This is a genomic window from Rhizobium phaseoli (assembly GCF_001664385.1).
In the GTDB taxonomy this organism is placed as follows: Bacteria; Pseudomonadota; Alphaproteobacteria; order Rhizobiales; family Rhizobiaceae; genus Rhizobium; species Rhizobium phaseoli.
Map to the genome: position 1 here is coordinate 3115309 of NZ_CP013532.1, position 21973 is coordinate 3137281.

The window sequence follows — 21973 nt, forward strand, 5'->3', positions numbered from 1 at the left end:
CGCCATTCTGAGGAAATCTTGGCCACTCGGGTTGTCATCTTCATTGCCCGAAGAACTCGTTCGCCCGTACGGCCCCAACTGCGGGCCGCTACAGACCAGATCACTCCATTGCGAGGATCTTCTGAAAATAGGGATCGAAAAACGCCTTCACGGCGTCGAACTCGTTCTCCCTGAGAACCTGACGCTTCGTTTCTCCATACCTTACGATCGTCACACCATCCAAATCCAATCCTGTCGCATCCTCCGTCGCCACGATCGTCTGCGCCTCGTCCGGCACGTGGTCGAAGATGAACTTCATCATCTGGGGAAGATGAAATTTGTCTTGTCCCTGCTGGTTCGGAGAGTCGATAACCACTGGGAACCTGACGTTTTCCGTAAATTCGATCTTCGTGTGGAGGAACGCGTAATAGTACGCGAGTAGCGCTCGCGGCCCTTCGCTACCTCGTGCGGCCTTTACCGATGAAATCGACTGCTTATCGGGCTCTTCGAGATGGACGTCTAGTTCCTGCGAGAAGGAGGCGAGACGATTTCGGTAGAACTTCCGGATGACCGCCGTCCTCTTCGCATCGGTATACTCGTTCATGGAGGATCTGAAGGACTCGACCCTGCTTCTTGATCCGTCCGCCTCAACGATCTTCTCGTTAAGCGAGACACGGAGAATCCTTGCCGCTTCAGTCTTGCCGGTGGAAAGCAGGATGTCGTTGAGCGATAGCGAACGCTTCTGTACCTCGAGTATCTTTTCGATGCGGGCGAGGCTTTCGCTGACCTCGCCAAGCCTGTCACGCTCCGTTCGCTCCTTCTCGGCAATCCTTTCGAACTTCGACCTGGCGTCGGTCAGGGCCTTCGACAGCACGCCCTCGTCGGCGATCAATGCGAACCTGTCGGCGAACGAGTTCTGGTATTCATGTCCGCAGGTCGGGCATTCGACCTCCCGCGGCAGCGACGACGCCAACTCGAACTCCCCGCGCATTTCCTTAAGCGTCTGCGCGATGAGATCGGCCTCCCTTCTCAGAAGGTGCCCTTCTTCGTGGAGGTCGGCGACGATCCGACGGTGCCGAGCCTGGGCTGAAAGAAGGCGTTCGCTTTCCGCTACCAGGTCGTCGCACTCGCTCGCGAATTCCTGCAGGTCGTAGGTCGGTGTCGTACCCTCAATATTCTGAATCTGCTCCACTGCCCGGCGAAGTGTCTCGACAGCGGTATCGAGGCTCGAAAGCGCGGTCCTCTCCTTCGTCAGCTCCGCTTTGGCGGCGTAGTAGCCGTCCGGCTTGATCCCCGAGTGGTAATCGGCGAGCGTTGCGGCGCTTTCTGGCAGGTAGTAATCCGTGAAGGACTTCCACGGATCCTTCCATCCGCCGTCCTGATCGACGTAGAACGGAGCGACCAGATACGCCGGAGGGGGTACGACCGTCTCCCCTTCTTTGTCCACCATCTCAAGCTTGAACTCGAAGAATTCGGCGAGCTTTGGTCCCCAGTCTTTGACAAGACGCTGCCCCCCGAAACGTCTGGCTCCGTTGTCGTCGAAAAGGGAATAGGCGCCGAACGCCTTCACGGCGAACCAAGACGAACCCTTGAACTCGAATTCCAGACAGCTTGCGACGTCAGCACCCTTCCAGCGCTCGTCAATCTTGTTCGGCGTCGTCCCGAGAGCTTCGTAAAGGCTCTTCATGATCGCCGACTTTCCAAAGCCGTTTTCGCCTTGGATCAACAGCTTTGGCGAGTTCAAGGGTACGTGTAACGCTCTCTTTTCTACCTGGGACAACAGGTAGAGATTTGTGAATTTTACCCTTGGCATCGCTGCTCTCGCTCAGTTTTCGAAGGACGCGGCGAAGTCTCGACATATCGTCGTTCGTCATGTCATCGTTTCCATGATTTCAACGATCATCGCGGACTGAAGGTTGTAAGGGGCGGACGACGGCTCGGAAAGACCGTGCGCCTTCAAGGCTGCGACCGCTTCAAGAACACTGTCCATCCCGTCCAAGGGCGTTTTCGCGATCGCTGCCCTGATTGCAAAGCTCAGCTCGGAAGCCGCCATCTCGCCTGCCCGCCGCGCATGCGCGTAGGACATGCACGTGTTCTTAATCCGCTGGACCTGCAGGGCACGACTGCCTCCTGCGACGAGTTCCTCATGCACGCTGGGCCACCACTCGACAAGGTTCTTTGCCCGTCCCTTAACCCTGGCGATCATGCGGCTGATATCGTCGCGACTGAGAGAGACGCGTTCCTTCAACTCCTCCACCGTGGCCGATTTGATCTTGTTACCAGTGCATTCTCCAGCGGCTGCTAGCAGCGCGGTGAAAAACGGGCTTGCGCATGCAGTAAAGTCGGGGTGCAGCTCCTCCAACATCGTTACGACCCTACCGAGCACCGTGGCACGATAGCTGTCGAGATCGAACGGTACCCGCTGAAAGGTTAGCAGGTTCGTATGCGTCTTGTCGAAACTACCGGGAAAGTCAGCCTCGAGCGATTTGATAAGCGGCGTCTGATCATCGTCGCAGAGATCCGCCACCGACAGCTCTCCATCATGCAGGCTACACGTAGCCGACGCCGCCAGCGTAGCGCTGAGCGGCCGATTCGAGACTATGGACGCGCGGCGGATTTGGGGGCCGAACTGGACCACGTTGTAATAGGCCTTGCCGATTATGGATTTTGGCAGCTCCTTGGCCGCACGTTTCGCCAACCTTGCGGACGTCCAGGTCAGCTCGCTGGTCGATTTCACCTGATAGAACGACAGTTCAGATTCCTCGTCTTCCCCGACGAAGAGCACCAAATCGTCGTGATGATCGAAGACGGCGACGAACTCCTTGCCCTGGCGATACAGGTCGAGGATGTGCGCCATCGACGTGTTGACCTGAAAGTCGAAGGCGCGAAACGCGTCGGCTCCGGCGGTCTCGCGAGGCTTCTTTTTTGCTACTGTTGATAAGGAAGGTTTTGACAACGAATTCTTTTCCGGAGCGATCGAAATCTTCTACTCTTTCTTGCATAAAATGGAAGTGTACGCAAAACCGTGCGGCTCTGCACGTTGTCGCTTCAATGGCGGTCATCGGCATCGCAATGAAGAGCCATTACGTCAGCGGTGTCGGCTCGTAGACCCAGACGCGCGCGCCGCAGCCTTCAGCAGGGCCACGACGCGGTAAGCGGCCTCCCGCTCTTCGGAATCCGTCGCCGCCGCCTCGAAAAAGCCGATGGCTTCGTCCGCGGCGGTGCCGCTTCCGGGGATTCCCAAGGAGTTCTCGGTGATTGCTAACGCTGACGATCGCCGGTTGAAGCGATCTGGTCACTTCAAGAGTGGAGATCTTGTCGATCTCGTTAGCTGCGCGGACGAGCTCCGCAACAAAGGCGGGCGTCATGGTTACAGTCCGCGCGATCACGTGGCGAAAGAAAGTGGTAGGCGATTCTGCCGTTGGCGGGGACAGTGCCTCCTGGCGAGCACGTCGCAGCCCGTCCCTCCGTAGCTCGACAACAGCCTTCCGCAGGTGCGGGACGACGGCCCAGCCCACTAAGTCCTCTGGTTACGAATCCTTGTGACCGGTCACGGCGCGAGGCATTCCTCGCAAATGCCACAGGCATCCTCGTCAATGAAAAGACGGGATTGTCGACAACAGAGACAAGTCATTGCGCCCGCACCGAAGAAGGCGCCGTGACGCGGCGGAATGATTTCAATGTCGTGACTGGCGATCAGTTCGTTTGGGAGGTCATCGTCCATCTCGAGGCTCCAGATCGAGGTCGAGTATCTGAGATGATGATGCTGCCATGGCAATCAAGCGCATATTCTTACAGGTAACCGGTCGGTCAGTGATCAGCCTTGTGCACTTGGCCAATCGTTATTTGATCGTGGCGCTAACCGCGGACGTTTGAGACTCGCGAGTTCGACGGAGCAGCGTCGATCGCATAGTGGCTCGCCGTGCTCCCTTCGGGTCGAGCTCGGCGCGTTTGCTATTTCTTGAGACGCTCGGCTGCCTTATTCGCCTCATCTCTGTCGGACCCATGACGCTTTACGATCTTCTCGGCCTCGTCTCGGCTTATGCCGTGTTTACGGGCGAAGTATGCGACTTCGTAAGGTTCACTCGCAGATATCCTCCTGCGGTCTGCGCCGCCTCGTTTAGACTTATCGTCGGCCATCGTCATTTCCTCCATTTGCGGAGACCGAACGCTTAAGCAGTTCCGCGGTTCCTCATGCCATCGAGTAGGCAGCGGGCTACTCGACCCCTACGTCGCGAATGCCCGCTTCATTCCAACTCGCAGACTTCCGAATTGTCGGCCGTCTCCCGGAGCCCCTTATAGGAGGAGTGGCGCAGCTTCCCGTCATGCGTCCAGGCCCAGCATTGGCAAATCGCGACGACGGTTGTACCAATGAAATGATGATCCGCCTTATTTGCATATTTCTCGCAAGTGCGCTCCTCGGCGGCTGCGCATTTCCATTCCAACGCAATTTGGATGATTGCCCGACTGAAAGAACGGTTTCGATCGGGGACACATTCAGGTGCGCGGAGCCCGCTAAGGAACCAGCTCTGGGCGAGACACCTTGACCAATCCTGACACCGCTGCCCTCCTCGAAGACGCCGCCGATCGGATCGCGGACATATCGCGCCCAGATCTGCAGATCATGTTACGGCGAGCCGCGCTCAGGCTGCGCAACGCCGCGGCCGTCTCGATGGATGATGATGTGGAAGAAGTCCTCCGCGACGTGGCCGGTGAACTGGGGATGACGCGCAACGACACAATCAGGTATATCGTCCGTGAGTGGATGGAGAAGAACACCTATTTGCCGGTAAACCTGCTCGATGAGGATGGCGATGTGGGCGGGAACGCCTGAGCCACATTGCAGGCCGATCTAGATGGGCCACGAATTCGACCGGCCGGTCTATGGCGACGGTTCCGAGATGAAGCGGCGCCAGATGCGGCGGCGCCGCGAATGATTGGCACTCCTGCAGGACTTGCATTTCCGTTAATGAGCATTTGATTTCAATGAATGGTGGAGTTTGAGGGGGCATATAGTGCCTGGATTCGTTAGTGAATTTCAGCGTATTCGCCTCAACCGCTTGCCTTCTATTTAGAAACAATTCTTGGCAACCTGTATGGATTAATTAAAGTTGCGTAATACCGCGCTCCTGTCCATGAATTCGTTCGATATTTTTGCGTTTCCTTCCTGATAATACTGCTACCCTTTTCTCCATTCCAAAGCAGCGTTGATCAAAAGCCGCCCAACCATTCATGGTATTTGCTTGCTTTTTACTTTACGATGACGCATAGTAGTTGCAATCGCCATGAGCTACCGTTGCTGAGACACCGCGTTTTACTAATTGCTAGGAGGGAGAAATGATGCCTCTCTATCGCGTGGGTTACGGAGTAGCTGCTGTATCGTTGATCCTGCTTGCTTCAATGAGTGAGGCTCAAGATTTAAAGAGGGTGAGCGTATTTTCACCGGTCAACGCAGCCAATTTCATCGAGCGGCTAAAACCACTTGCCAGGACAAACCAATTGCAATTCTCCCTGGACGCCCTTCCAGGAGGGACGGTGTCTCCCACTGACGCAGGGTCTATCGTTTCGGTGATGAAACCTGACGATAACAGAATTGCTCGCCGGAACATTGTCGTTCTTAACAATTCAGACCTGAGCTCAGCACTGTCTTCAATGCAAAATGCAGCTGCAGACGTATTGCCTGTTCTCTCGTTGGATTTATTCCCTGATACGCCTGATGGCCGCAAGGTTAATGTCGAACTCATTCCTCGCCGGGTCAAAACCACGGAAGAAGGAAATACGATTGTCCTTGGGGAAGTAAAAGATCAACCTGGATCTCGGGTGGTTCTTACGATGAAAGGTCCAATCATCACCGGAACGATTCAGGCTGGCGGATCTAGCTACAACATATATCCGTTCAAGGGTCTCGCTGCCGCAGATGCACCCTCCCAGGGCCTTACGGCCGTCGACGAAATAATTGAGCCCTTTCCTAACGAGGCCGAGCCGCAGCCTTCAGCTCCTGCCGATGTACCATTGCGGAACGATCAGGACCTAGACATTAACGGCGGGCTTGATCCGAGTAAAATTCCTGCGCACGAGATAAGGATGGCCATTTTATACACTCGAGATGCCATGGAGGCACAAGGTGGCCAAGAGGCTATGGCGTTGTTTGTCGACGGCCTCATTGAAGAGCTGAACGATATTTTTCAGTCCAGCGCGATTCAGCATAATGTAAAAAAAGCATACTCTGGCACAATCGATCTCACGGAGACTGGTGACGTTCTCCAGACGCGCGATGCTTTGCAAGCAAGTGGTGACGGTAAACTCGATGACGTCCAGAAAATTCGCGATCAAAACAAGATAGATGTGGTTTCTCTCATAGTTGAACGGGGTCTGCCGATCTGCGGAATTTCGTTTATTCCTGAAGATATCAAAAAGGATTATCGCGAATATGGGTATTTTGTGGTTGTTCGGCAATGTGCGGAAGGAAATCTATCGTTTGCACATGAGTTCGCGCACGTATTAGGTGCGCGTCATGACAGATACAGAGATAATCTGGAGGGAATGCCGATCGACCGCAACCACGGCATAACCTATACATGCGGAGTGAATTTGTATTGTCGAGATATCATGGCTTACTCCAACTACTGTGTGGACAAGCTCAATGTCCCAAGGGGAAAGATTGAGGAACAGTGCCCAAGGGAAAGGATCTTCGGCGGTCCCGAGTGGCCAAATAGCAAGATTATTGTTCCAACAGAAGATAAAGATATGAGCACACGAACCGCAATCCAAATGTTTGGAGCTATTGTCGCTGCCTATCGGTAGGACAATTACTGAGGGAAGCAAATATAGGAGGAGAAAATGAAACATGTCATAACAGGAATAGCCTTGTTGGCTATGTCAGCTACAGTTTCTTTGGCACAGGATAAGACAAGTGCTGATGCGCAAGACATTTCTGCTCTCATAGCCAAACATCAGAAATTAATCTTGCCATACGTTCCCGTCATCAATCTCCTGGACAAGAGCGGAAACGATCTAGCGAATGCTGATCTTTCCAAGGCAGGGCTAGATGCTGATGTTCTGAGTGATGCTGAGAGAATGGTGGAGATCGCAAAGAAAATAAAGCCTCTGTTGGATAAAAATAATCTCGATGTGGCTGATCCCAAAGCAGCGCAAGACGTAAAACTAGCTGTCAGCATAGGTGTAGCGCTGGACATGCTCCGTTCGGACCCTACACTAAAGTCGGAAGGTTCGGCTGCTGAGGCGGATGTACTAGACGACGTGGCCAAAGCGGTGATCATCGGAGGCATGGTGTTCTCAGACCAACGTCTTAAAGAGAATATAGTCTATCTCGGACAATCTCCGAGCGGCCTTGGCATCTATGAGTTTTCGTATTTAGGAACATCGACTCGGTGGCGAGGTGTGTTAGCGCAGGACGTGCTTGGTAAAAAGCCTGATGCGGTTCACAGACTCTCCGGCGGTCTCATGGCTGTAGACTACAGTAAGATCGACGTTGGATTTACAATGGTAAACTGATCTGCGAATTGTGCCTCTGCGCGTTAAAGTGACGTGGCAGAGGCCTTTTCATTCCGCGAACAATTTCTGGCCTTGGTTTGTAATTCAAAACGTTGTGTTCATCGCTGTTGGTAGTGGCAGTTTATTCCAATCCATAAACTGGTGCGCGATCCTGTTCCTCGCGCAGCCCCTTAAAGGACGCATGTCGGAGCTTCCCGTCATGCGTCCAGCCTCCGTATTGGATCTCGGCAACCAGCTTCGGCTTAATCCAGATCAGGTGCTTGCGACCACCGGAATATTTGACGGCCGGTTTGGTCGCCTTGATCTTGTCCATCCTCGCGCGAAGCTTCATCGCCTCGTCTGCCTTGAAGCCCGTGCCGACCGATCCGACGTAAACAAGCTCGCCACCCTTGCGCGCAGCGAGAAGCAGCGCGCCGAAATTTCCGAACGCCGAGCCGGACCTCTGATAACCAACGATCGCAAAGCCGTCGCTCTGATGCATTTGATTTTCAGCCAATCACCGGACTTGCCGCTGCGATAGGTGCTGTTGCGGTCCTTAGCGATGATCCCTTCGAGCCCATGCTCACAAGCGATGCGCAGGAGCGTATCCCCGTCCGCCCCGATCTCCTCTGAGAGACCAATAGCCTCCTCCCCGCCGGCGGGCACTAACCCTCAAGGAGGTGGCGCCTGGCGGTGAGCTCTGTCTCGGTGAGGTCATAACCATCGAAATAGAGTAGATCGAAGACCATACAGACCGATTCCCACGATATCCGCTTGCCGCCCTTCCCCCCGAGTGACTGCTGAAGTTTGCCGAAATCAGACCTGCCGAGCTCATCGAACACGACCGCCTCGCCATCCAGTATCGCCGTCGAGACAGGAAGGCGCTTTGCAGCCGCCAGGATCGCGGGGAAGCGAGCCGTCCAGTCGTGCCCGCCCCGCGTCAGGATGCGGACGCCCTTGGGCTCAATGTGACAGCCAGGCGATAGCCATCCCATTTCACCTCGAACGCCCACCGCCGGCCTTTCGGCGGTCGTGGCTTCAGCAGCGCCAGGCACGGATCGATGCGTGCCGGCATGGGGTCGAGAAGCAGTTGAGATTGGGCGGGATCGCGCCGGCGGCGCGGCCGGCTGCGGAGCGGTGCGTCGGCCTCGCCGAGGAGCGGCTGGGAAGGCTTGCGCGGCGGATTTGTCATGCCAGCAGTTCATCAGCAACACCTTAAAAAGCAATTGACCAAGATTGATAATTGACTCATCCGTCGACGAGAACATAATAAGAACATCGGTGTGCGGCCGCCGATCTGAAAAAACGGAAATATGGAGCACGGAATGCGCGAGCAGCCGATCGGCGAAGCCATGGTTGATGATGAGATTGCCGAGGTGCTTGCTTATCACAAAGGCGATGCGCAAGCGGCGATAGGAACCCTCCTGGCAGACATCCGTCACCTTCGCTGGCAGTTAGTGCTGACCGAAGGCGCTATGGGCCGAGGCATCACGCGCGGGTGGCGGCCGAGATACGACCGAGACTGATAATGCCGGAAATGAACTATAGCAAGAAGTTGCGCGGGTGGAGTCTGCGCGACGCGGCTGAGGCTAATCAAGTGCTCGAGGTAACGTGCCAGCTCTGCTCTATCGGTTTTTTCCGAGAGACTTGTTGAAGCTGACGAAAGACGTGAGCCTCGATCGCTTGGCCGGCCGGTTCCGATGTCAGCTCTGTGACCGAAGGGAATACACGAACCTGAAGATCGTCCAGATTTGGGGGTCTGAAATCGGCAAGCTTTCAGTGCGCCGACTGGTCAAAGTGACGTCGGTCAAAAAGCCGATATGGGAAGATGGAGTTTTATAGGATGGTGTCGCGCCGAGATAACCCTAGCGCCCGCTGGCGCCTAAAAACTGATCTTCCTCATCACGCCATACTCTGATGGGGCAACTATCACTCCGGCGAGCACCCCTATTCCGTTCGAGATCGGGGCAAGGTCATCACCTCGGCGTTCGCACTGGACAGTAGATCGGAGGGCTATAGCGCGTCGATCGAGTGGGATAGCTATCTTGTCTTTCGCTTCAGCAGCCGCGAAGCTGCAGAGCAATTCAGGGATCGCTGGAACGGCCAGTTCATCGGCACGGACGAAGTGGACAGCAATGGGGCCTGGACGCCGACGGAGGGACATGTGTGCAATCTATACCGGATGGATGCGAAGGATTGGGTCAATAAGCGGGCGCAAGACGTCGAGAGTCTGGTCAACTTGATGCCGGCCTACCAGATGAACCCGGACCAAATGGGCCCGATCGTTCGCAACACTGCCGATGGTCGCAAGCAGCTTGTCCATGCCAGGTGGGGCCTTCCCTCGCCATTTTTCGTCATAAAGCAGGCGGCCGAGGCTCGGGCAGAGAAGTTGCGGCAGAAGGGCAAGCCCGCCGACATGGACACGCTCATCCGTATGGAGCCGGACAAGGGTGTTACCAACATCCGGAGCCTCTATGTTCCCCACTGGAAGAAATGGTTCGGTGTCCAGAGCCGTTGCATTGTCCCCGTGACCAGCTTTGCCGAGCCTGATCCAGCCAGCAAACAGGACGGCGGAAGCACGCCGAACGCCTGGTTCGCCCGAGACGAAGGCAAGCCGTTGATGTTCTTCGCGGGTATCCACGTTCCGCAATGGCAAAGCGTCCGGCAAGTCAAGGATGGCCTTACGACCGACGACCTATACGCCTTCTTGACCACCGACCCGAATGACGTCGTCAAACCCATCCACGCGAAGGCAATGCCTGTCCTGCTGCTGACCCAAGAGGAAGTTGACGTATGGATGCACGCCCCTTGGGAAGAGGCAAAGGCGCTCGCTCGCCCGCTGACGAACGACGCAATCAAGGTGATATCGCGCGAAGCCTACGGCTCGACCATCGTCAGCACCGCCGGGGAGCCGGCGCAAACGGATTTGCTATAAACGCCATGAGCATCACCGACCACTCATCGGCACCAGGTGCCAATGTGCACTTTGAACATTATTGCGAAGAGCCCGGCTGCGAGGAATGGGGAGGCTTCGGCAATAGCCCTTCGAAGGCAATTCCGGTTCGATGGTGGTGCTGGGAGCATTTTCCGCACAAGACCTACGAGCAGGAGCAGGCTCTGAGACGAAAGCTCGATGCGGCAGAGAAAGAGGCACCGAATTGATAACGGGCTTGATCCTATGTGCCTCGCTCACTGCCGTCGACGGCGACACTGTGAAATGCGATGGGCGGAATATGCGGCTTTTGGGGGAAGGTGTCCCGTTCGTATCGGGCATCGACACGCCGGAGATCGGATCGCACGCGAAGTGCATGAAGGAACGGAAGCTGGCGCTGATCGCCAAGGGAAGGCTTAAAGAGCTTCTGGCAGAAAAGGGCTTGCGGATCGAATGGAGCGGCGCGGTAGACAAAACGCAGTCGCACCGGCCGCTCATCAACATCTATCGAACGAATGGGGAAGAGATCGGGAAGAGGCTGCTACAGGAGGGGTTCGCTCGATCGTGGGCGCCAGGTCATCGAAACAACTGGTGTAATTAGCCGGGCATTGCAATTTCCCGGTCTGCTCCCAAAGCGACGCTCAGCACTGCATGATAATCGTCATGAGGTGTGTTTCGCCGGTGACGTAATGACACCATCCACCTGGGGGTCCCGGACAGCCCCGCGAGCGCCGCCGAATGCAGTGCAAGCCTCCGCGATATAAATTCAGTGAACAGGCGGTCGCGTTTCCTCTTGCGGGCTCTCCCTGCGTAAGAAGCCATGGCTCGCCGCACATGTGACGCGCGGCACCCGTAACCAGGACCCCTTGATGAACGCGTCCTGGCTCCGGCCGAGGAGGCGTAGCTTGACGAGGTAAATGAGACGGAGCGGCGACTCTGTACGTCGCATGTATTCGGGCACGGAAAACGCAGCGGGAAGTGAAATCGTCGGCGCGCCGCCATAGCGAGGCTGTTACTCATGGAATGATGGCGCCTAGTTTGGTAATATAATGCAGCAGACTTGGCTCTATCTATGAGGCTTCTGGGATGACCGCGAACGAAAGGGATGACGTCCGGCGCGTGCCAGCCGAGAGGCCGGAACTCATGTCCAATACGAAGCGGGACGGCGATCATGCGGATATGGCATCGCGGGACAACTCAACTCATGGTGATCGGCCAAGACAACGAAAGCTCGTCACACAGGGCCGGCCGCGCGAAGCCCTCAAAAAGCGCGCCACCTGACGGTCACTAGTCCCGGCGATTTTAATCTGAGAATGGCGATTGCGTAACTCCTGCAGTTACCTTGGGCGCGGCTTGCCTTGGCGCCGCTGCACAACCGGCGATCAGCTCATCGAAGTCCCCCGCTGTCAGCGTTGCTCTATCAAACAGCTCGGCAGCAACCCTATCGAGTAGGGCAGAATGTTCGATTAGAATGGCGGTGGCGCGGGAATATTGCTGGTCAAGGATTCGACTGACATCTTCACGGAGCGCATTCGGCAGCCTTCTCGCACTCTCTGTGGTCACTTGACGAGATTCTATGAGAAATGGCAGGCTTCTGCCCATTCCGAACGAGGCGGCCATTTGGGTCGCCAGGACAGTGGCTTCGTCGAGGTCGCTTCCCTTCGATCCCGAGAAGCCGCTCGAACGGCAGCCCAGGACGATTTCCTCGGCTGCAGCGCCAGCGAGTAGCCGACAGATCAAAGATTCAAACTGATCGCGAGTATCGAGTGAGCGCTCGTCCTCCGGCAGCTCATATCTTACGGCGCCGCCACGCAGGCGCGCCTTCGACCCCAGCAATCTCACTTGCCGCCGGATCGCCACGCTGATTTTGGCTCGTGGTGACAACACATGGACAACGATGGCATGACCCGCTTCGTGGACAGCGATCCGTCGTAGGCTCTCCTCGGATAGTTCCTGAACCGGCGGAAGCGAGCTGGCAACGTCAGCGACCTGGACCGGCCGGCTCTGTCTGCGTCCAATCCTTCTGGCTTCCCGAGCGATCATCTCAAGGTCGGCACCATTCCAACCCTCAAGATCGGCCGCTATGTCTCTCAGCCCCGCCATGTCGTCCGTCAGCTTGAGGTGAAATTGCAGAATGTCGAAGCGCTCCCGCTCGTTTGGCAGGCCTATCCGGATATGTCTTTCCAGGCGTCCGCTTCGCAGCAGTGCGTCGTCGATAGCTTCCGGGAAGTTCGTTGCCCCGATAACGACGATCTGGTGTCGTCCTCCGGCGCCGTCTATGGATTCGAGAAGGTAGTTGACCACCTGACGCGAATAATTTGCATGATTGTTTGCGAACTGTGTTCGGTCGCCGATCGCATCGAGCTCATCAAGGAAGATGATTGAGGGTTGTTGCGCCTGAGCTGTCTCAAAGGTCCGACGCATCGCCCCGAGCAAATCTCCCAAATGGCCATACGATTGCCATTGCGAGACCGATGCCGTGATCAACGGCAGGCCTGCCGATTTGGCAAGCGCCTGCGCAAGCAGGGTCTTTCCGGTTCCGGGTGGACCATGGAGAAGGACGCCTCGATCCAGATGTCCCCAATCCATCTCTCCACAACCGAAGCGGCGAACGTCTTCGACGAAAGCCAAGCCCCATTCTTTCGCGCGTCCATAACCTGGCAATTCCTCCAGGAATGGTACAGCCTCTGTAGCTGGGGCAGGGTTGGCGGCATTTAGTTTGCGGACGACTTCCGGAGAGACGCGGGCTTTGGTCGTGAGTGTCACCATCAACGGGAGATCTAAACGGCCGATCGCCGTAGCAACGGCTTCCTCCAGCGGCTGACGGCCCAGAAACAGGCGGGCCGCGTTGATGTGATCTGCCGTCGGGGGTTCGAGATCGACGACGCCGTCCGCCAAGATTGCCAACTCTTCCGGCAAGTCGGACCGATTGCGCGCAAGGACCAGGACAGAATCGAACCGTCCATACTCCTCAAGGAATGAGAGCGTTTTTGACTTCGATTTCTTTCTCGATAGCTGTGGCAACACATGGACAACGGCCTGCGATTGCCGCCGAAGGTGCTGCCATGGTTCGATCCGGGCTCTCAGCGCGAGCTCAGCGGCCTTTCGATAGACATCGCCGATTTCCTCAGTGTCAACAATAACGATCACAAGAGATGGAAGCCCATTCCGGAGCCGATGCTGGGACCGCAGTGCCCGGCGAAATGCTGCATGCAGAAGAAAGACTCCAGGGGATTTCCCGACGATGTCGCGAAGGCGGCCGGAGGCGATTCGCGGACGGATTTCTACAAGATATTGATCGCTATCGGCCATCCGGAAAACTCCAGATATCGACGGCGTCCTTGGCCAAAGGCGACGGTTCGCCGAGGCGATACCATTGCGTCAGAGAGCGGGCCGCCTTTGCTTCTACTGAAACCAGCTCCAGCTGAGTGCTGAAGCTCAACCAATCGGCAGGAAGGCCGCCGGGCCTTCTCGGATCTTGAAAGCGGCCGACGAGCACCGGGCACACGTAGTTCTCGATCGTCCAATCCTCGACCAAGGTCACGAAATCGGGATCGAGGTGCGGAATGGACCGCTCCTTCAAGAGCAGCCGGAGATCGTCCGCCAGTTGCTGGTGGATACGCAGCCTCGAATTGATGGCCCGAAGGGACGAGTTGCCATCGAACTCGCCGAATCTCAGAAGTTTCATCCGCGTCGGCCCCCAAAAAGCGGCCCGTCCGCGGGCGCATGGCCAACACTGCTCCGCGAACCGAGACGATGCCAGCGGTTGAGTGTTCGAACGAAGCGCTCATCTTCGTCATGGAACTGCGCCCACACCTGGCTCGTGGAGATGACGTGACCATCCGGAAGAGACGAATGCCCTTCGACAATGCCCTCCAGGCACCCGACCTCTCTAAAACCGCGACGCCAATGCGTGAGGACCGGTGAAGCCATGAGTGCTGGAGCGAAGATGCCGCTCGCTTGCAGACGCTCGAGGTCGGACGTGTGCCTCTTCAAGCCAGTTATCGACGATGTGATGCGAAAATTCATGATTCGTATCTCCGGATGAATTTAGAAAGAGACGGAAGGATTCCACACACGGGAACCCGGACCCTAAGAGACTGTAAGGCGCCTTTGGCGTCTGAATATGCGCAAAGACGCGCGGGCGTCAACATTTATTGCTCCTGCGTTTTGCCGGGCTCGAAATCTGTGGTTATGAATCCTTATGCAGCCGGTGCCGCGCCCAATCTTAAAGATCGCTAGAGAGTTCCTCGGCCTTAGCCAGGACGACGTCGAAGCCGTGCTCGGAGTTTCGCGGAAAACCATTCAGCGAATTGAGCGAGGCGACGACGTGATCGTCCACTACGTCGCTTCACTTCAGCGCTTCTACGAAGATCAAGGGATAGAGTTTGTACCGCCCGCTGACGAGAGAGGGTGGGGAATATTCAACGCGAATACCAAGGCTGATCCAGCGAAGTTGAATGCCTTAGAAAATGTTCCGCCCTCCAAACGTAAGAAAGCAGTAAGTTGATCCGAATTGAGCGTCATTGGGGCCTCTCGGCCTTCGTTCGAGGTATATGTCGATCCTAATGCAGGCTCGTCATTGTTGGGACGTTTGCCCACGTCGGACTTCGAGCGCTAGCAACCAAATAAGGTCCGAACTCTCTCCCCGATCGCTGCAGCACAGCGAGGCTCGACGACAGTCACGGCGCTGACCTGCTCCGATCTTCTCGACCGTCCGGAACTGTCAGCCACGCCACACGTCCGATCGCGGTGAGTCCTATCCCGACAGTCGGTCTGCTTTTTGCCAGTCTCCGACCCGCGTCGCGACCTTCTCGAGGTCAAGGGCGATCTGATCGACCAGCTCCGTCAGCGCGCCCTCCCTAGTCTCGTTCCACTCCCGCCGCCATCCGACAGAGGGAAACGGGCTGTAGGCGACGATCTTCAGGAGACCTGTCGGCAGCCACCGCGTCACCGACCAGGAATGTCCGGCACGCCTTCGCTTCTTCCACCGTGCCTCCGACAGGAACCTCCCGTGTCCGGCGTAGTGCAGCCTTGTCTCCCTGCCGGCTTCGACGACCGCGAGTCCGATCGGAGTCGACCCGACGTACGCCACGGTCGGCCTCCGTCGCGCATGATCCTCCCGTGGATCCCGAGGGCGGCCGAGGATCACAGCGTCCCGATCGACTGACAGCCGCGCGAAGCTCTCGAAGGACGCCGCAATGAGCACGCGGTGGCCACGCGCCTCGATGGCTCTGTAAAGCTTGTCGGCCAGTTCCAGGCTGGCCGAAAGTCTTGAGCGTGACGTGGTCACGTCGATGATAGAAAGCCGCTTCGGTAGCCTGAGATAGCTCTCGGCGGCAGCCGCGGCGTCGGCCGCGTCCGCGGCGTCTTCCCTATCCTTGATGGCGGCGTCGGCGGGCAAGTCATCGGCGTCGTCCGCCTCCTCGAGCTGAGCGGACCTCGATGCTGCGGCTCGGAAATGAGGACGCGACGCAGCAACCAGCGGATGCTCGGTCTCGGTCAGCCCCGGAGAACGCCTTCGAAACCTACTGTAGAAGGGTCTGATCTGAACTTGCTCCGCCCGGTCGCGGGACCATCTGTCGGGGCTGCCTAGCCGCAGGGGCGGAAGCTCCGGAACAGGCGCCTCCAGGCCAGCCTTCCTTCTCGTCCAGTACCCACGCGGCGGCCGCGGGACCTCGAGCGCGGTACAGACCCGGCAGAGATAGCTGTCGGACACCCTCAGCTTCAAGGCGAGAGTGGAGGCCGGCTCCGCCCAAACTAGACGGTAGAGTTCGTCGCGGGTGATCATCTCGCCCCTACCGGCTTCGTCTCGTTCCAGCGCGAAGGCCAGTCGGGCATCTCGTTCTCCTCCGCGTCGAGGCTGCGCTCGGGATCGTCGATGACGTACTTTAACTCCTCCGCCCAGAGGTGAAGGGCGTGACGGCGCTGGATTTTGAAGGAGTGGGTGTTGTACGTCTCTTCAAGGTCCTTTTTCATGTGTCCGATGACTGCCTCCGCCACGTCCGTCGGGACGCCGATGTTGCTCAGTCCGCTGCGGACCGTGCGACGGTCGTCGTGGAGAACCCAGGGTTCGAGTGGCTCGTCGTGCGCCTCGGCGTAGATCTCGGCCATCTTCTGCCGGAACTGCCTCGTCGCATTCGATATTCCGCTGATGGGCTTCCATCCGTCCGTGGTGCTGAAGACGTACGGACCATGGACCGTCGGTTGCAGCGCCCTGATGCGCTCCAGCAGTTGCATCATCGGCACGGAGAGCGGAACGAGCTGCTCGCGGTCGGATTTGAAGCGAGACGCGGGGATCGTCCACATCCGTCTCTTCAAGTCGAACTCCGGCCACGCCGCCTTTCTGACGTCCGAGTTGCGCTGGCCGGTGAGAAGGAGCGCCTGGAAGAAATGTCCCCAGGGATAAGGCGTCGCTTCGGTGGCGGCCCAGTACGCGCGGATTTCATCGGAGTTATGGGTACGTTTGCGTTTGTTCTTTCGCAGCTCCATGTGCTCGTTCGTGAGATCGATCACCGGCGAATGGGCGATGCCGTAGTCGTCCTTGCGTTTAGGGTTCAGTATCCACTTGAAGAAGGTTCTCAACATGCTGAAGGCGTTGTAGGCCTCGGTCGGAGCAGGCCGGTCGCGAATGGCTTCGATCAGGTTCTGGACGTCGAGTTCGGTGACCTTGTGAAGCGGTTTGTCGATCCATCGGTTCCGCTCCGGATCGAGAAACTCGCGACGGCACAGCTTCTGGTCGCCCGCGGCCCTGCGGTTCCGCTTGCGTTCCGGGAGCCAGGCGACGTAGTCTTCCATCGCCTTGCGGAATGTCATCCGGCTCAGCCTTTCATCCTCCAGGCTGGCGAGGATGGCCTCTTCCGCCGGATCGATTCCGCGCCTGTTCAGCGCCCTCCACTCGAGCACTTTCGCGCGCGCATCGTCGACCGACATCGTGTGCGCGTCTCCCACAGCCCTCCGCGTCGGGTTCTTCGCGCTGCCGAACCGAGCGGACATCACCCAGGTCCGCATTCCCTTGGCGCCGATCCGCAGCTCGAGGCTGGGGACGTCGCCGTCGCGGATGAACCGCACCTTGCCCTCCTTTCCGGAGCTCTTCACGCTCTTCCTGTCGCCCCGGCCCATGCTCTCCATCGCACGATCCTCTGTTCGGTTCCGCAGCCGCGGGTACGGCAGCCCACGCCCTAAGGAAACTCCAAACGAACAAATTAGTCAATATTATCAATTATATAGGCAGCTCCTGGCCGCTAAAGACCGCATTTGACCGCTCTCGGCGGCTTGGGCGCTAGCTATTACAATGCCACGCCGGCCGCACTGAGAGCGGGACGCGCGTCTTTCGCTTGCGGCAGTTCTCGGATCGATAGCGCAGTTGGCCTCGTCCGTCCTTTTCCGGAAATTGGGCTGAACCCGAGCAGCTTGCCCACGTCTGTCTTTCGAGGAAGACGTGGCCGCCTTCTGGGGCGCACGGCGAGGTGGCGCTTCTCGACCGACTCCGGCTCGCGCCACGACGCTGGAACGTAGCGGCGGTCCGTCGGAGGTCGCGTGATCTGGCGCGATCGGCTGCGACGGGTCGAAATTTCCGACAACAAATCTGACAACATGGGAGGTGGCGCCGGTGACGGTGTGTGAATGCCGGTGGTGGCGGCGCTTGGGCAAAGCGCAGGGGATTTCAGCCGGTTGCGTCGCTCTTGGAGAGTTGTGAACGTTTCCGCCCGGTCGCGGCGGGCGCCTCATAACCGCTTGGTTGGGGGTTCGAGTCCCTCCGGGCCCACCATTTTTTCAGTAGCTTAGTAGCATTTCGACGACTAAGGCTCGCCCTTTATGATCGGACGCAAAAATTCCGCAATTTTTGACACAGGGTTTCGAAATTTCTAAGCCGACGCCAGTTTAGTCCACTACTATCGGTGTGAGGCTCCTAGATCGGTCTTCGATAGATCTTTGCTCTTTGCACCTCCCGCTTTTCGATTCTCTTGCCAGACAAGATGGCTCCTCCGCTTCAACCCAAACTTTTTGCTGACCATCTCATCGATACGCCGAGCCACCTGCATCGCGTTTTCGGATAGTGACACGAGAGCATCCATATCGACGTGGAAAGACCTTCCCTTTTTATAGGGGAAGCCTTCTACCACTCCGACACGATTCGCGAAGAGCTCGTTCACGAGACCTCCATTGTGGACATTGATGTTCCGCACTTCGACGAAAAGACGGAGCAGCTGACGTTGACGATCCGCGTCAAACATTTGGACGCCTAACCGATCATCGAAATACTTCTCCATTTCGGAAAGACCGCCGTAAGAGAGATCGTTAATTCTGCGATCGATTATGAAGGCCACCAAGTCTTGATGGCGCGTGAAACGAAAAATGTCATCTACCCTGATCGTCTGTGACGAAGCCATTATTATAGGTTTCTTGAGCGCCGCACTGTGAATGACTGAAGAAAAGTAGCGCTGGAAGGCATTAACGATGCCGTTAGTTAAATTACGTGACTGCACTGTCGAGTGCTTCGTCAACTCGCGCAGAGCGGCATCTGGATCGTTGGCAGTTTTTTCCAAACGCGCACGTTCATCTGCGTCGGCCTCCGCTGTAACGAGCGCCTTTGCAGCTCGAACTCGTCCTTGGTCAACGAAGCTTACGAGCCGCACAACAAAGAAGAAGTAGTCGAGGTTACGATGATATTCATCCAGAAAGAGGCTAAAGGCTTCTGTGCACACCATGTTTCGCGGCGGATAGAACATATCATCCTGCAAATCAGTTTTCTTCCCCCCGGATGCACCTTGACGAATACTCGTCAGGCTTGACTGAGAATTTCCCATCCTTACTCCTCCAGCACTCCAGTAGACTTCGAAAGCGTGCGCGCGGACATCACTTCCTTCTCACTCCTACCTTTTCCCCCAGTGAATAGGTCAATTCGACGTCATGGCATCGTGTGCGAGTTTGTTCGGTGAGGCCGCCTTCACTGTTTTACTTGATCCCTAACTCCACACCTTTAGTCGCCTTAGGCCGACCGATCGTGTCCTTGAGCCAGCACTCCGATTTTTTGGGAACATAGGAAAACGCCTTACAAGCGTTGTCGCCAATACAGGCGGTGAAACACTGCAAATAGTTGCTGCCTCTCAAGCGCTTGTAGTCACCACCGGGAAGATCGATGCCGGAATAGCTCGTAAAATCAGACACGATCACATCGGCTGCCTTTGACGATGCATAGGCGGCGACCGCGTCCGAATTCCGTATCAGAGCGACAACATTATCCTTGAGGAAGCAAACGCTGTACTTCGTGTTGTAGGTAATCGCTCTGCACTGGCTGTCGCCTTCGCAAATCTCGCGGCACCCCGAATAAGTGATATCCTTGACGGCTCGGTAGTCGAAGCCGATCGCGTCGTAGCCGCGAGCATCGATGAGTGAAGCGGCGGGCTGTGCGGGCAGATTAGTCGTCGCGCTTGGTGCTTTAGTCGACGCCTGTTCCTGCTCCTCGCCGTAGCAGAGAATCTGGAACACGGAGGGCGTAATCTTGTCGGCCAAGTCAGCTGTCGAGATCGTCTGCTGGTTTGCTGCCCTGTCGCCGGATTGCCCCGCGATGCTTTGAGACTGCAGGAAAAGCTCGGCAACGGAAGCGCGGATTGCGAAGTTCACGTTCTGCGCTGTGATGCCGATCTCGTCCGCGATGCCTTTCGACAGCGTCGCACTGGTAATGCCAACAAGAAAACCGTCGCGGTCAACGACCGGGCCGCCGGAATTACCGGGCTGGATCGGTGTCGAAATCTGGATATACCGAGTGTCGTTTCGAAGTCCCGCAAGCGCATTGACGTTGCCTGTAGTGACCTTGACCGAATCCGACAGCAACGTCGCCAGCGGGAAGCCTATGGCGAGGATGTCGTCGCCGAGCCGCGTTGGCGCGTGCCGGAAGACGAGCGGCTTGAACGGCTCCGCAGCGTTGATCTTGACCAACGCCAGATCGTTGGCGGCGTCGATGCGGGGATCAATGGCGTCACCCCTGCCCTTTACCTCGATCCGCTGGCATCCCTGAACAACATGCGCGTTGGTCAGCAACCAGCCGTCCGTCGTTACTGCAAAACCGGTTCCCGATGACGTCGGGCCATCGGCAAGACATGTGGAAGCAAAGACAGCGGTAAAGAAAGCGCTCAAAGTTGCGCGACACGCGGTTGCCATCAGTATATCCCCAGTTGTCTGGAGACTAGACCTTCGAGCGGGTGCTTTTCAACCGGTTCTTGTATTCAAGCTTAATGCCAACTGCCGATCGACACGGGTTTAATAACTGCAGGAGCGTCCATCACTCGGCCTGAATCCATCCGCGCAGGCCGGGTTGAGCGGTTGGCTCTCGTAATGGTAACCGCCGTCGTGATAATAACCGCCGTCGATCGACGACGTCTGATCGAGGTATCCTGACGAAGTGCAGGCCGAGGTGATCGTGGCAAGGCTGATCAGCGTTCCGGTCGCGACAAGGGCGAAAAATCGGTTCATCTGAGCTTCTCCTTCGGAGGGGCAGGCTTTAGCCGCAAGCGGACAATTTACCACGCGATCCCCTGTGTCTGCGAGGATTTATGGCGGCAGAGCGGCCTCGGCGGCCCCGCCTAACGCCAATGTGATCCGCGACTGTCACATAACTGTCATGCAAAATTGCCCATTGCGACGGCAACCTGGGCAAAATATACGCTGCCGGCTAACAAAAAAAAGAATGAGTGAAATGCCATGAGTGCCATACAGAAACTTTTCAACCGCAATCTCCTGTCCCGTTTCGTGACCGGTCTCGGTGCGGTTCCCCAGCGTTTTCGCGAAGCCCGCGAAGAACGCAAGCCTGCCATTCATCCCTCTTTCATGGATGATTTCGGCGCCTGAAGCGGGGCGCGGTCGTTCCGATCGCTTGCCGCCCTTGCCTCTTCGATTCTTTGCATGTCTTGCGCAAACCGCGCATCGCTTTTGCCGACATACAATATGTTCGCCGGCGGATAAGGAATACGACCTTATCCCGGCCGGCGCGCGTGCTCAGTTGACTACGGGCGCTGCCGGTTCGCCCCAGCTCGATATCGGTTGGCCGCCCTTGGTCGCCACGCGCGCATCGTAGAGCGCGAGCGAAGCCTGCAACTGGCGCATATCGTTGCAGCGGTTGATGATGCCGCCGATATATTGCACGCAGTCGCTGGCGCTGCCCTGCACCGAGCCCGTCGCCCAATCCTTGACGATGCCGTCGGCGCCGACCAGGAAATAGGAAAGCCGGTTATTCTGAGATACGGTTGAGCTGCCGACCAGGCCGGCGAAATTCGTGCCGGTCTCGGTTTTGGCGGCGGGCGCCAGATGCCGGTAGACGGTCAAGCCGTTCTTCAATGGCGTCGCGCCGATCATCGGGCCGTAGGTGGCGTCGGAGCCGGAAAGCTGCGCCATCGGCGACTGGCCGAGATTGGCGATGTCAGTATAGGGTTTGCCGAGCGCATAGCTGGTGAAGGAGCGGTTGGCGGCGTTTTCCGCCTTTTCCGCCACCTGCGTGCAGCCCGCCAGGCCGATGGCGAGAGCGATTGATAGAATTGTGATGACGCGCATGGTGTCCCCTTTGCCGGG

At 57.2% G+C, this 21973-nt stretch carries 22 protein-coding genes and 2 pseudogenes; 9 read left to right on the top strand and 15 right to left on the bottom strand.

Going from position 1 to position 21973, the window contains the following annotated elements; all coding sequences use genetic code 11:
• Positions 1-100 precede the first annotated feature (100 nt).
• The 5 genes from AMC88_RS15085 to AMC88_RS15095 form a co-directional block, all read right to left on the bottom strand.
• Positions 101-1666 (bottom strand): hypothetical protein, encoded by a 1566-nt coding sequence (locus AMC88_RS15085; protein WP_167355287.1) that lies wholly within the window; start codon positions 1664-1666, stop codon positions 101-103.
• Positions 1620-1853, bottom strand: coding sequence for a hypothetical protein (locus AMC88_RS33650; protein ID WP_167355288.1), 234 nt, complete (start codon positions 1851-1853; stop codon positions 1620-1622). Before AMC88_RS33650 ends, AMC88_RS15085 begins: the two co-directional genes overlap by 47 nt.
• A complete protein-coding gene (locus AMC88_RS15090; RefSeq protein WP_064829980.1) occupies positions 1850-2935 on the bottom strand; it encodes a dsDNA nuclease domain-containing protein in 1086 nt (361 codons plus the stop codon). Before AMC88_RS15090 ends, AMC88_RS33650 begins: the two co-directional genes overlap by 4 nt.
• Positions 2936-3529: 594 nt before the next feature.
• Positions 3530-3703 (bottom strand): hypothetical protein, encoded by a 174-nt coding sequence (locus AMC88_RS33655; RefSeq protein ID WP_167355289.1) that lies wholly within the window; start codon positions 3701-3703, stop codon positions 3530-3532.
• A 230-nt stretch (positions 3704-3933) separates the two neighbouring features.
• On the bottom strand, positions 3934-4134 hold the full coding sequence (locus AMC88_RS15095) for a DUF3606 domain-containing protein (protein WP_335726531.1): 201 nt from the start codon (positions 4132-4134) through the stop codon (positions 3934-3936).
• Between the two features lie 388 nt (positions 4135-4522).
• Between AMC88_RS15095 and AMC88_RS15105 the strand changes: the two genes are divergently transcribed.
• The 3 genes from AMC88_RS15105 (at position 4523) to AMC88_RS15115 (ending at position 7494) form a co-directional block, all read left to right on the top strand.
• Positions 4523-4813 (top strand): hypothetical protein, encoded by a 291-nt coding sequence (locus AMC88_RS15105; RefSeq protein ID WP_064829982.1) that lies wholly within the window; start codon positions 4523-4525, stop codon positions 4811-4813.
• 503 nt (positions 4814-5316) lie between these two features.
• Positions 5317-6783: a M12 family metallo-peptidase gene (locus AMC88_RS15110; protein ID WP_064829983.1), complete on the top strand. Its 1467-nt coding sequence runs from the start codon at positions 5317-5319 to the stop codon at positions 6781-6783.
• 36 nt (positions 6784-6819) lie between these two features.
• A complete protein-coding gene (locus AMC88_RS15115; protein WP_064829984.1) occupies positions 6820-7494 on the top strand; it encodes a tail fiber domain-containing protein in 675 nt (224 codons plus the stop codon).
• A 121-nt stretch (positions 7495-7615) separates the two neighbouring features.
• On the opposite strand, the pseudogene ligD reads toward AMC88_RS15115, so the two are convergent.
• Positions 7616-8665, bottom strand: a pseudogene (ligD, locus tag AMC88_RS15120) (non-homologous end-joining DNA ligase).
• Between the two features lie 133 nt (positions 8666-8798).
• On the opposite strand from ligD, the gene AMC88_RS15125 reads away from it, so the two are divergent.
• From AMC88_RS15125 to AMC88_RS15140, 4 genes are all read left to right on the top strand, one after another.
• The gene (locus tag AMC88_RS15125) at positions 8799-8999 is read left to right on the top strand and encodes a hypothetical protein (RefSeq protein ID WP_064830083.1); all 201 of its coding nucleotides are present in this window, start codon (positions 8799-8801) and stop codon (positions 8997-8999) included.
• A gap of 638 nt (positions 9000-9637) precedes the next feature.
• The gene (locus AMC88_RS15135) at positions 9638-10408 is read left to right on the top strand and encodes an SOS response-associated peptidase (protein ID WP_064829985.1); all 771 of its coding nucleotides are present in this window, start codon (positions 9638-9640) and stop codon (positions 10406-10408) included.
• A 5-nt stretch (positions 10409-10413) separates the two neighbouring features.
• On the top strand, positions 10414-10635 hold the full coding sequence (locus AMC88_RS32085) for a hypothetical protein (RefSeq protein ID WP_081282703.1): 222 nt from the start codon (positions 10414-10416) through the stop codon (positions 10633-10635).
• Positions 10632-11006 carry a thermonuclease family protein gene (locus tag AMC88_RS15140; RefSeq protein WP_064829986.1) on the top strand — a complete coding sequence of 125 codons (375 nt, stop codon included), beginning with the start codon at positions 10632-10634 and terminating at the stop codon, positions 11004-11006. The genes AMC88_RS32085 and AMC88_RS15140 overlap by 4 nt, the downstream gene beginning before the upstream one ends.
• Positions 11007-11119: 113 nt before the next feature.
• On the opposite strand, the pseudogene AMC88_RS34070 reads toward AMC88_RS15140, so the two are convergent.
• The 3 genes and pseudogenes from AMC88_RS34070 to AMC88_RS15150 form a co-directional block, all read right to left on the bottom strand.
• Positions 11120-11268: pseudogene (locus tag AMC88_RS34070) on the bottom strand (LysR family transcriptional regulator); the annotation flags it as partial.
• 439 nt (positions 11269-11707) lie between these two features.
• Complete coding sequence (locus tag AMC88_RS15145) at positions 11708-13717, bottom strand: AAA family ATPase (RefSeq protein WP_064829987.1); 2010 nt, start codon at positions 13715-13717, stop codon at positions 11708-11710.
• Entirely contained in the window at positions 13707-14093 is a 387-nt protein-coding gene (locus AMC88_RS15150; RefSeq protein WP_064829988.1) for a hypothetical protein, read from the bottom strand. The genes AMC88_RS15145 and AMC88_RS15150 overlap by 11 nt, the downstream gene beginning before the upstream one ends.
• A 516-nt stretch (positions 14094-14609) precedes the next feature.
• Between AMC88_RS15150 and AMC88_RS15160 the strand changes: the two genes are divergently transcribed.
• Positions 14610-14915 carry a helix-turn-helix domain-containing protein gene (locus AMC88_RS15160; protein ID WP_064829990.1) on the top strand — a complete coding sequence of 102 codons (306 nt, stop codon included), beginning with the start codon at positions 14610-14612 and terminating at the stop codon, positions 14913-14915.
• 249 nt (positions 14916-15164) lie between these two features.
• Here the strand turns inward: AMC88_RS15160 and AMC88_RS15165 are convergent, their stop codons facing one another.
• From AMC88_RS15165 to AMC88_RS15185, 5 genes are all read right to left on the bottom strand, one after another.
• A complete protein-coding gene (locus tag AMC88_RS15165) occupies positions 15165-16196 on the bottom strand; it encodes a hypothetical protein (RefSeq protein WP_064829991.1) in 1032 nt (343 codons plus the stop codon).
• Positions 16193-17536, bottom strand: a complete 1344-nt coding sequence (locus AMC88_RS15170; protein ID WP_081282704.1) for a tyrosine-type recombinase/integrase — start codon at positions 17534-17536, stop codon at positions 16193-16195. Before AMC88_RS15170 ends, AMC88_RS15165 begins: the two co-directional genes overlap by 4 nt.
• Before the next feature lie 764 nt (positions 17537-18300).
• Positions 18301-19215, bottom strand: coding sequence for a hypothetical protein (locus AMC88_RS15175; protein WP_064825481.1), 915 nt, complete (start codon positions 19213-19215; stop codon positions 18301-18303).
• A 148-nt stretch (positions 19216-19363) separates the two neighbouring features.
• Positions 19364-20569: a trypsin-like peptidase domain-containing protein gene (locus AMC88_RS15180; RefSeq protein ID WP_064825482.1), complete on the bottom strand. Its 1206-nt coding sequence runs from the start codon at positions 20567-20569 to the stop codon at positions 19364-19366.
• 99 nt (positions 20570-20668) lie between these two features.
• On the bottom strand, positions 20669-20881 hold the full coding sequence (locus tag AMC88_RS15185; protein WP_064825483.1) for a hypothetical protein: 213 nt from the start codon (positions 20879-20881) through the stop codon (positions 20669-20671).
• Between the two features lie 228 nt (positions 20882-21109).
• On the opposite strand from AMC88_RS15185, the gene AMC88_RS33660 reads away from it, so the two are divergent.
• Positions 21110-21256, top strand: coding sequence for a hypothetical protein (locus tag AMC88_RS33660; protein ID WP_004677729.1), 147 nt, complete (start codon positions 21110-21112; stop codon positions 21254-21256).
• A gap of 147 nt (positions 21257-21403) precedes the next feature.
• Here the strand turns inward: AMC88_RS33660 and AMC88_RS15190 are convergent, their stop codons facing one another.
• Positions 21404-21955 (bottom strand): hypothetical protein, encoded by a 552-nt coding sequence (locus AMC88_RS15190; protein WP_064829993.1) that lies wholly within the window; start codon positions 21953-21955, stop codon positions 21404-21406.
• Positions 21956-21973: the final 18 nt, after the last annotated feature.

Bases quoted from the DNA above. Each gene is read 5' to 3' on its own strand.
- AMC88_RS15185 (WP_064825483.1), bottom strand. From the start codon at position 20,881: ATGAACCGATTTTTCGCCCTTGTCGCGACCGGAACGCTGATCAGCCTT.
- AMC88_RS15160 (WP_064829990.1), top strand. From the start codon at position 14,610: ATGCAGCCGGTGCCGCGCCCAATCTTAAAGATCGCTAGAGAGTTCCTC.
- AMC88_RS15190 (WP_064829993.1), bottom strand. From the start codon at position 21,955: ATGCGCGTCATCACAATTCTATCAATCGCTCTCGCCATCGGCCTGGCG.
- AMC88_RS15170 (WP_081282704.1), bottom strand. From the start codon at position 17,536: ATGGAGAGCATGGGCCGGGGCGACAGGAAGAGCGTGAAGAGCTCCGGA.
- AMC88_RS33660 (WP_004677729.1), top strand. From the start codon at position 21,110: ATGAGTGCCATACAGAAACTTTTCAACCGCAATCTCCTGTCCCGTTTC.
- AMC88_RS15150 (WP_064829988.1), bottom strand. From the start codon at position 14,093: ATGAAACTTCTGAGATTCGGCGAGTTCGATGGCAACTCGTCCCTTCGG.
- AMC88_RS15115 (WP_064829984.1), top strand. From the start codon at position 6,820: ATGAAACATGTCATAACAGGAATAGCCTTGTTGGCTATGTCAGCTACA.
- AMC88_RS33655 (WP_167355289.1), bottom strand. From the start codon at position 3,703: ATGGACGATGACCTCCCAAACGAACTGATCGCCAGTCACGACATTGAA.
- AMC88_RS15165 (WP_064829991.1), bottom strand. From the start codon at position 16,196: ATGATCACCCGCGACGAACTCTACCGTCTAGTTTGGGCGGAGCCGGCC.
- AMC88_RS15125 (WP_064830083.1), top strand. From the start codon at position 8,799: ATGCGCGAGCAGCCGATCGGCGAAGCCATGGTTGATGATGAGATTGCC.
- AMC88_RS15145 (WP_064829987.1), bottom strand. From the start codon at position 13,717: ATGGCCGATAGCGATCAATATCTTGTAGAAATCCGTCCGCGAATCGCC.
- AMC88_RS15175 (WP_064825481.1), bottom strand. From the start codon at position 19,215: ATGGGAAATTCTCAGTCAAGCCTGACGAGTATTCGTCAAGGTGCATCC.
- AMC88_RS32085 (WP_081282703.1), top strand. From the start codon at position 10,414: ATGAGCATCACCGACCACTCATCGGCACCAGGTGCCAATGTGCACTTT.
- AMC88_RS33650 (WP_167355288.1), bottom strand. From the start codon at position 1,853: ATGACGAACGACGATATGTCGAGACTTCGCCGCGTCCTTCGAAAACTG.
- AMC88_RS15110 (WP_064829983.1), top strand. From the start codon at position 5,317: ATGATGCCTCTCTATCGCGTGGGTTACGGAGTAGCTGCTGTATCGTTG.
- AMC88_RS15180 (WP_064825482.1), bottom strand. From the start codon at position 20,569: ATGGCAACCGCGTGTCGCGCAACTTTGAGCGCTTTCTTTACCGCTGTC.
- AMC88_RS15095 (WP_335726531.1), bottom strand. From the start codon at position 4,134: ATGGAGGAAATGACGATGGCCGACGATAAGTCTAAACGAGGCGGCGCA.
- AMC88_RS15085 (WP_167355287.1), bottom strand. From the start codon at position 1,666: ATGAAGAGCCTTTACGAAGCTCTCGGGACGACGCCGAACAAGATTGAC.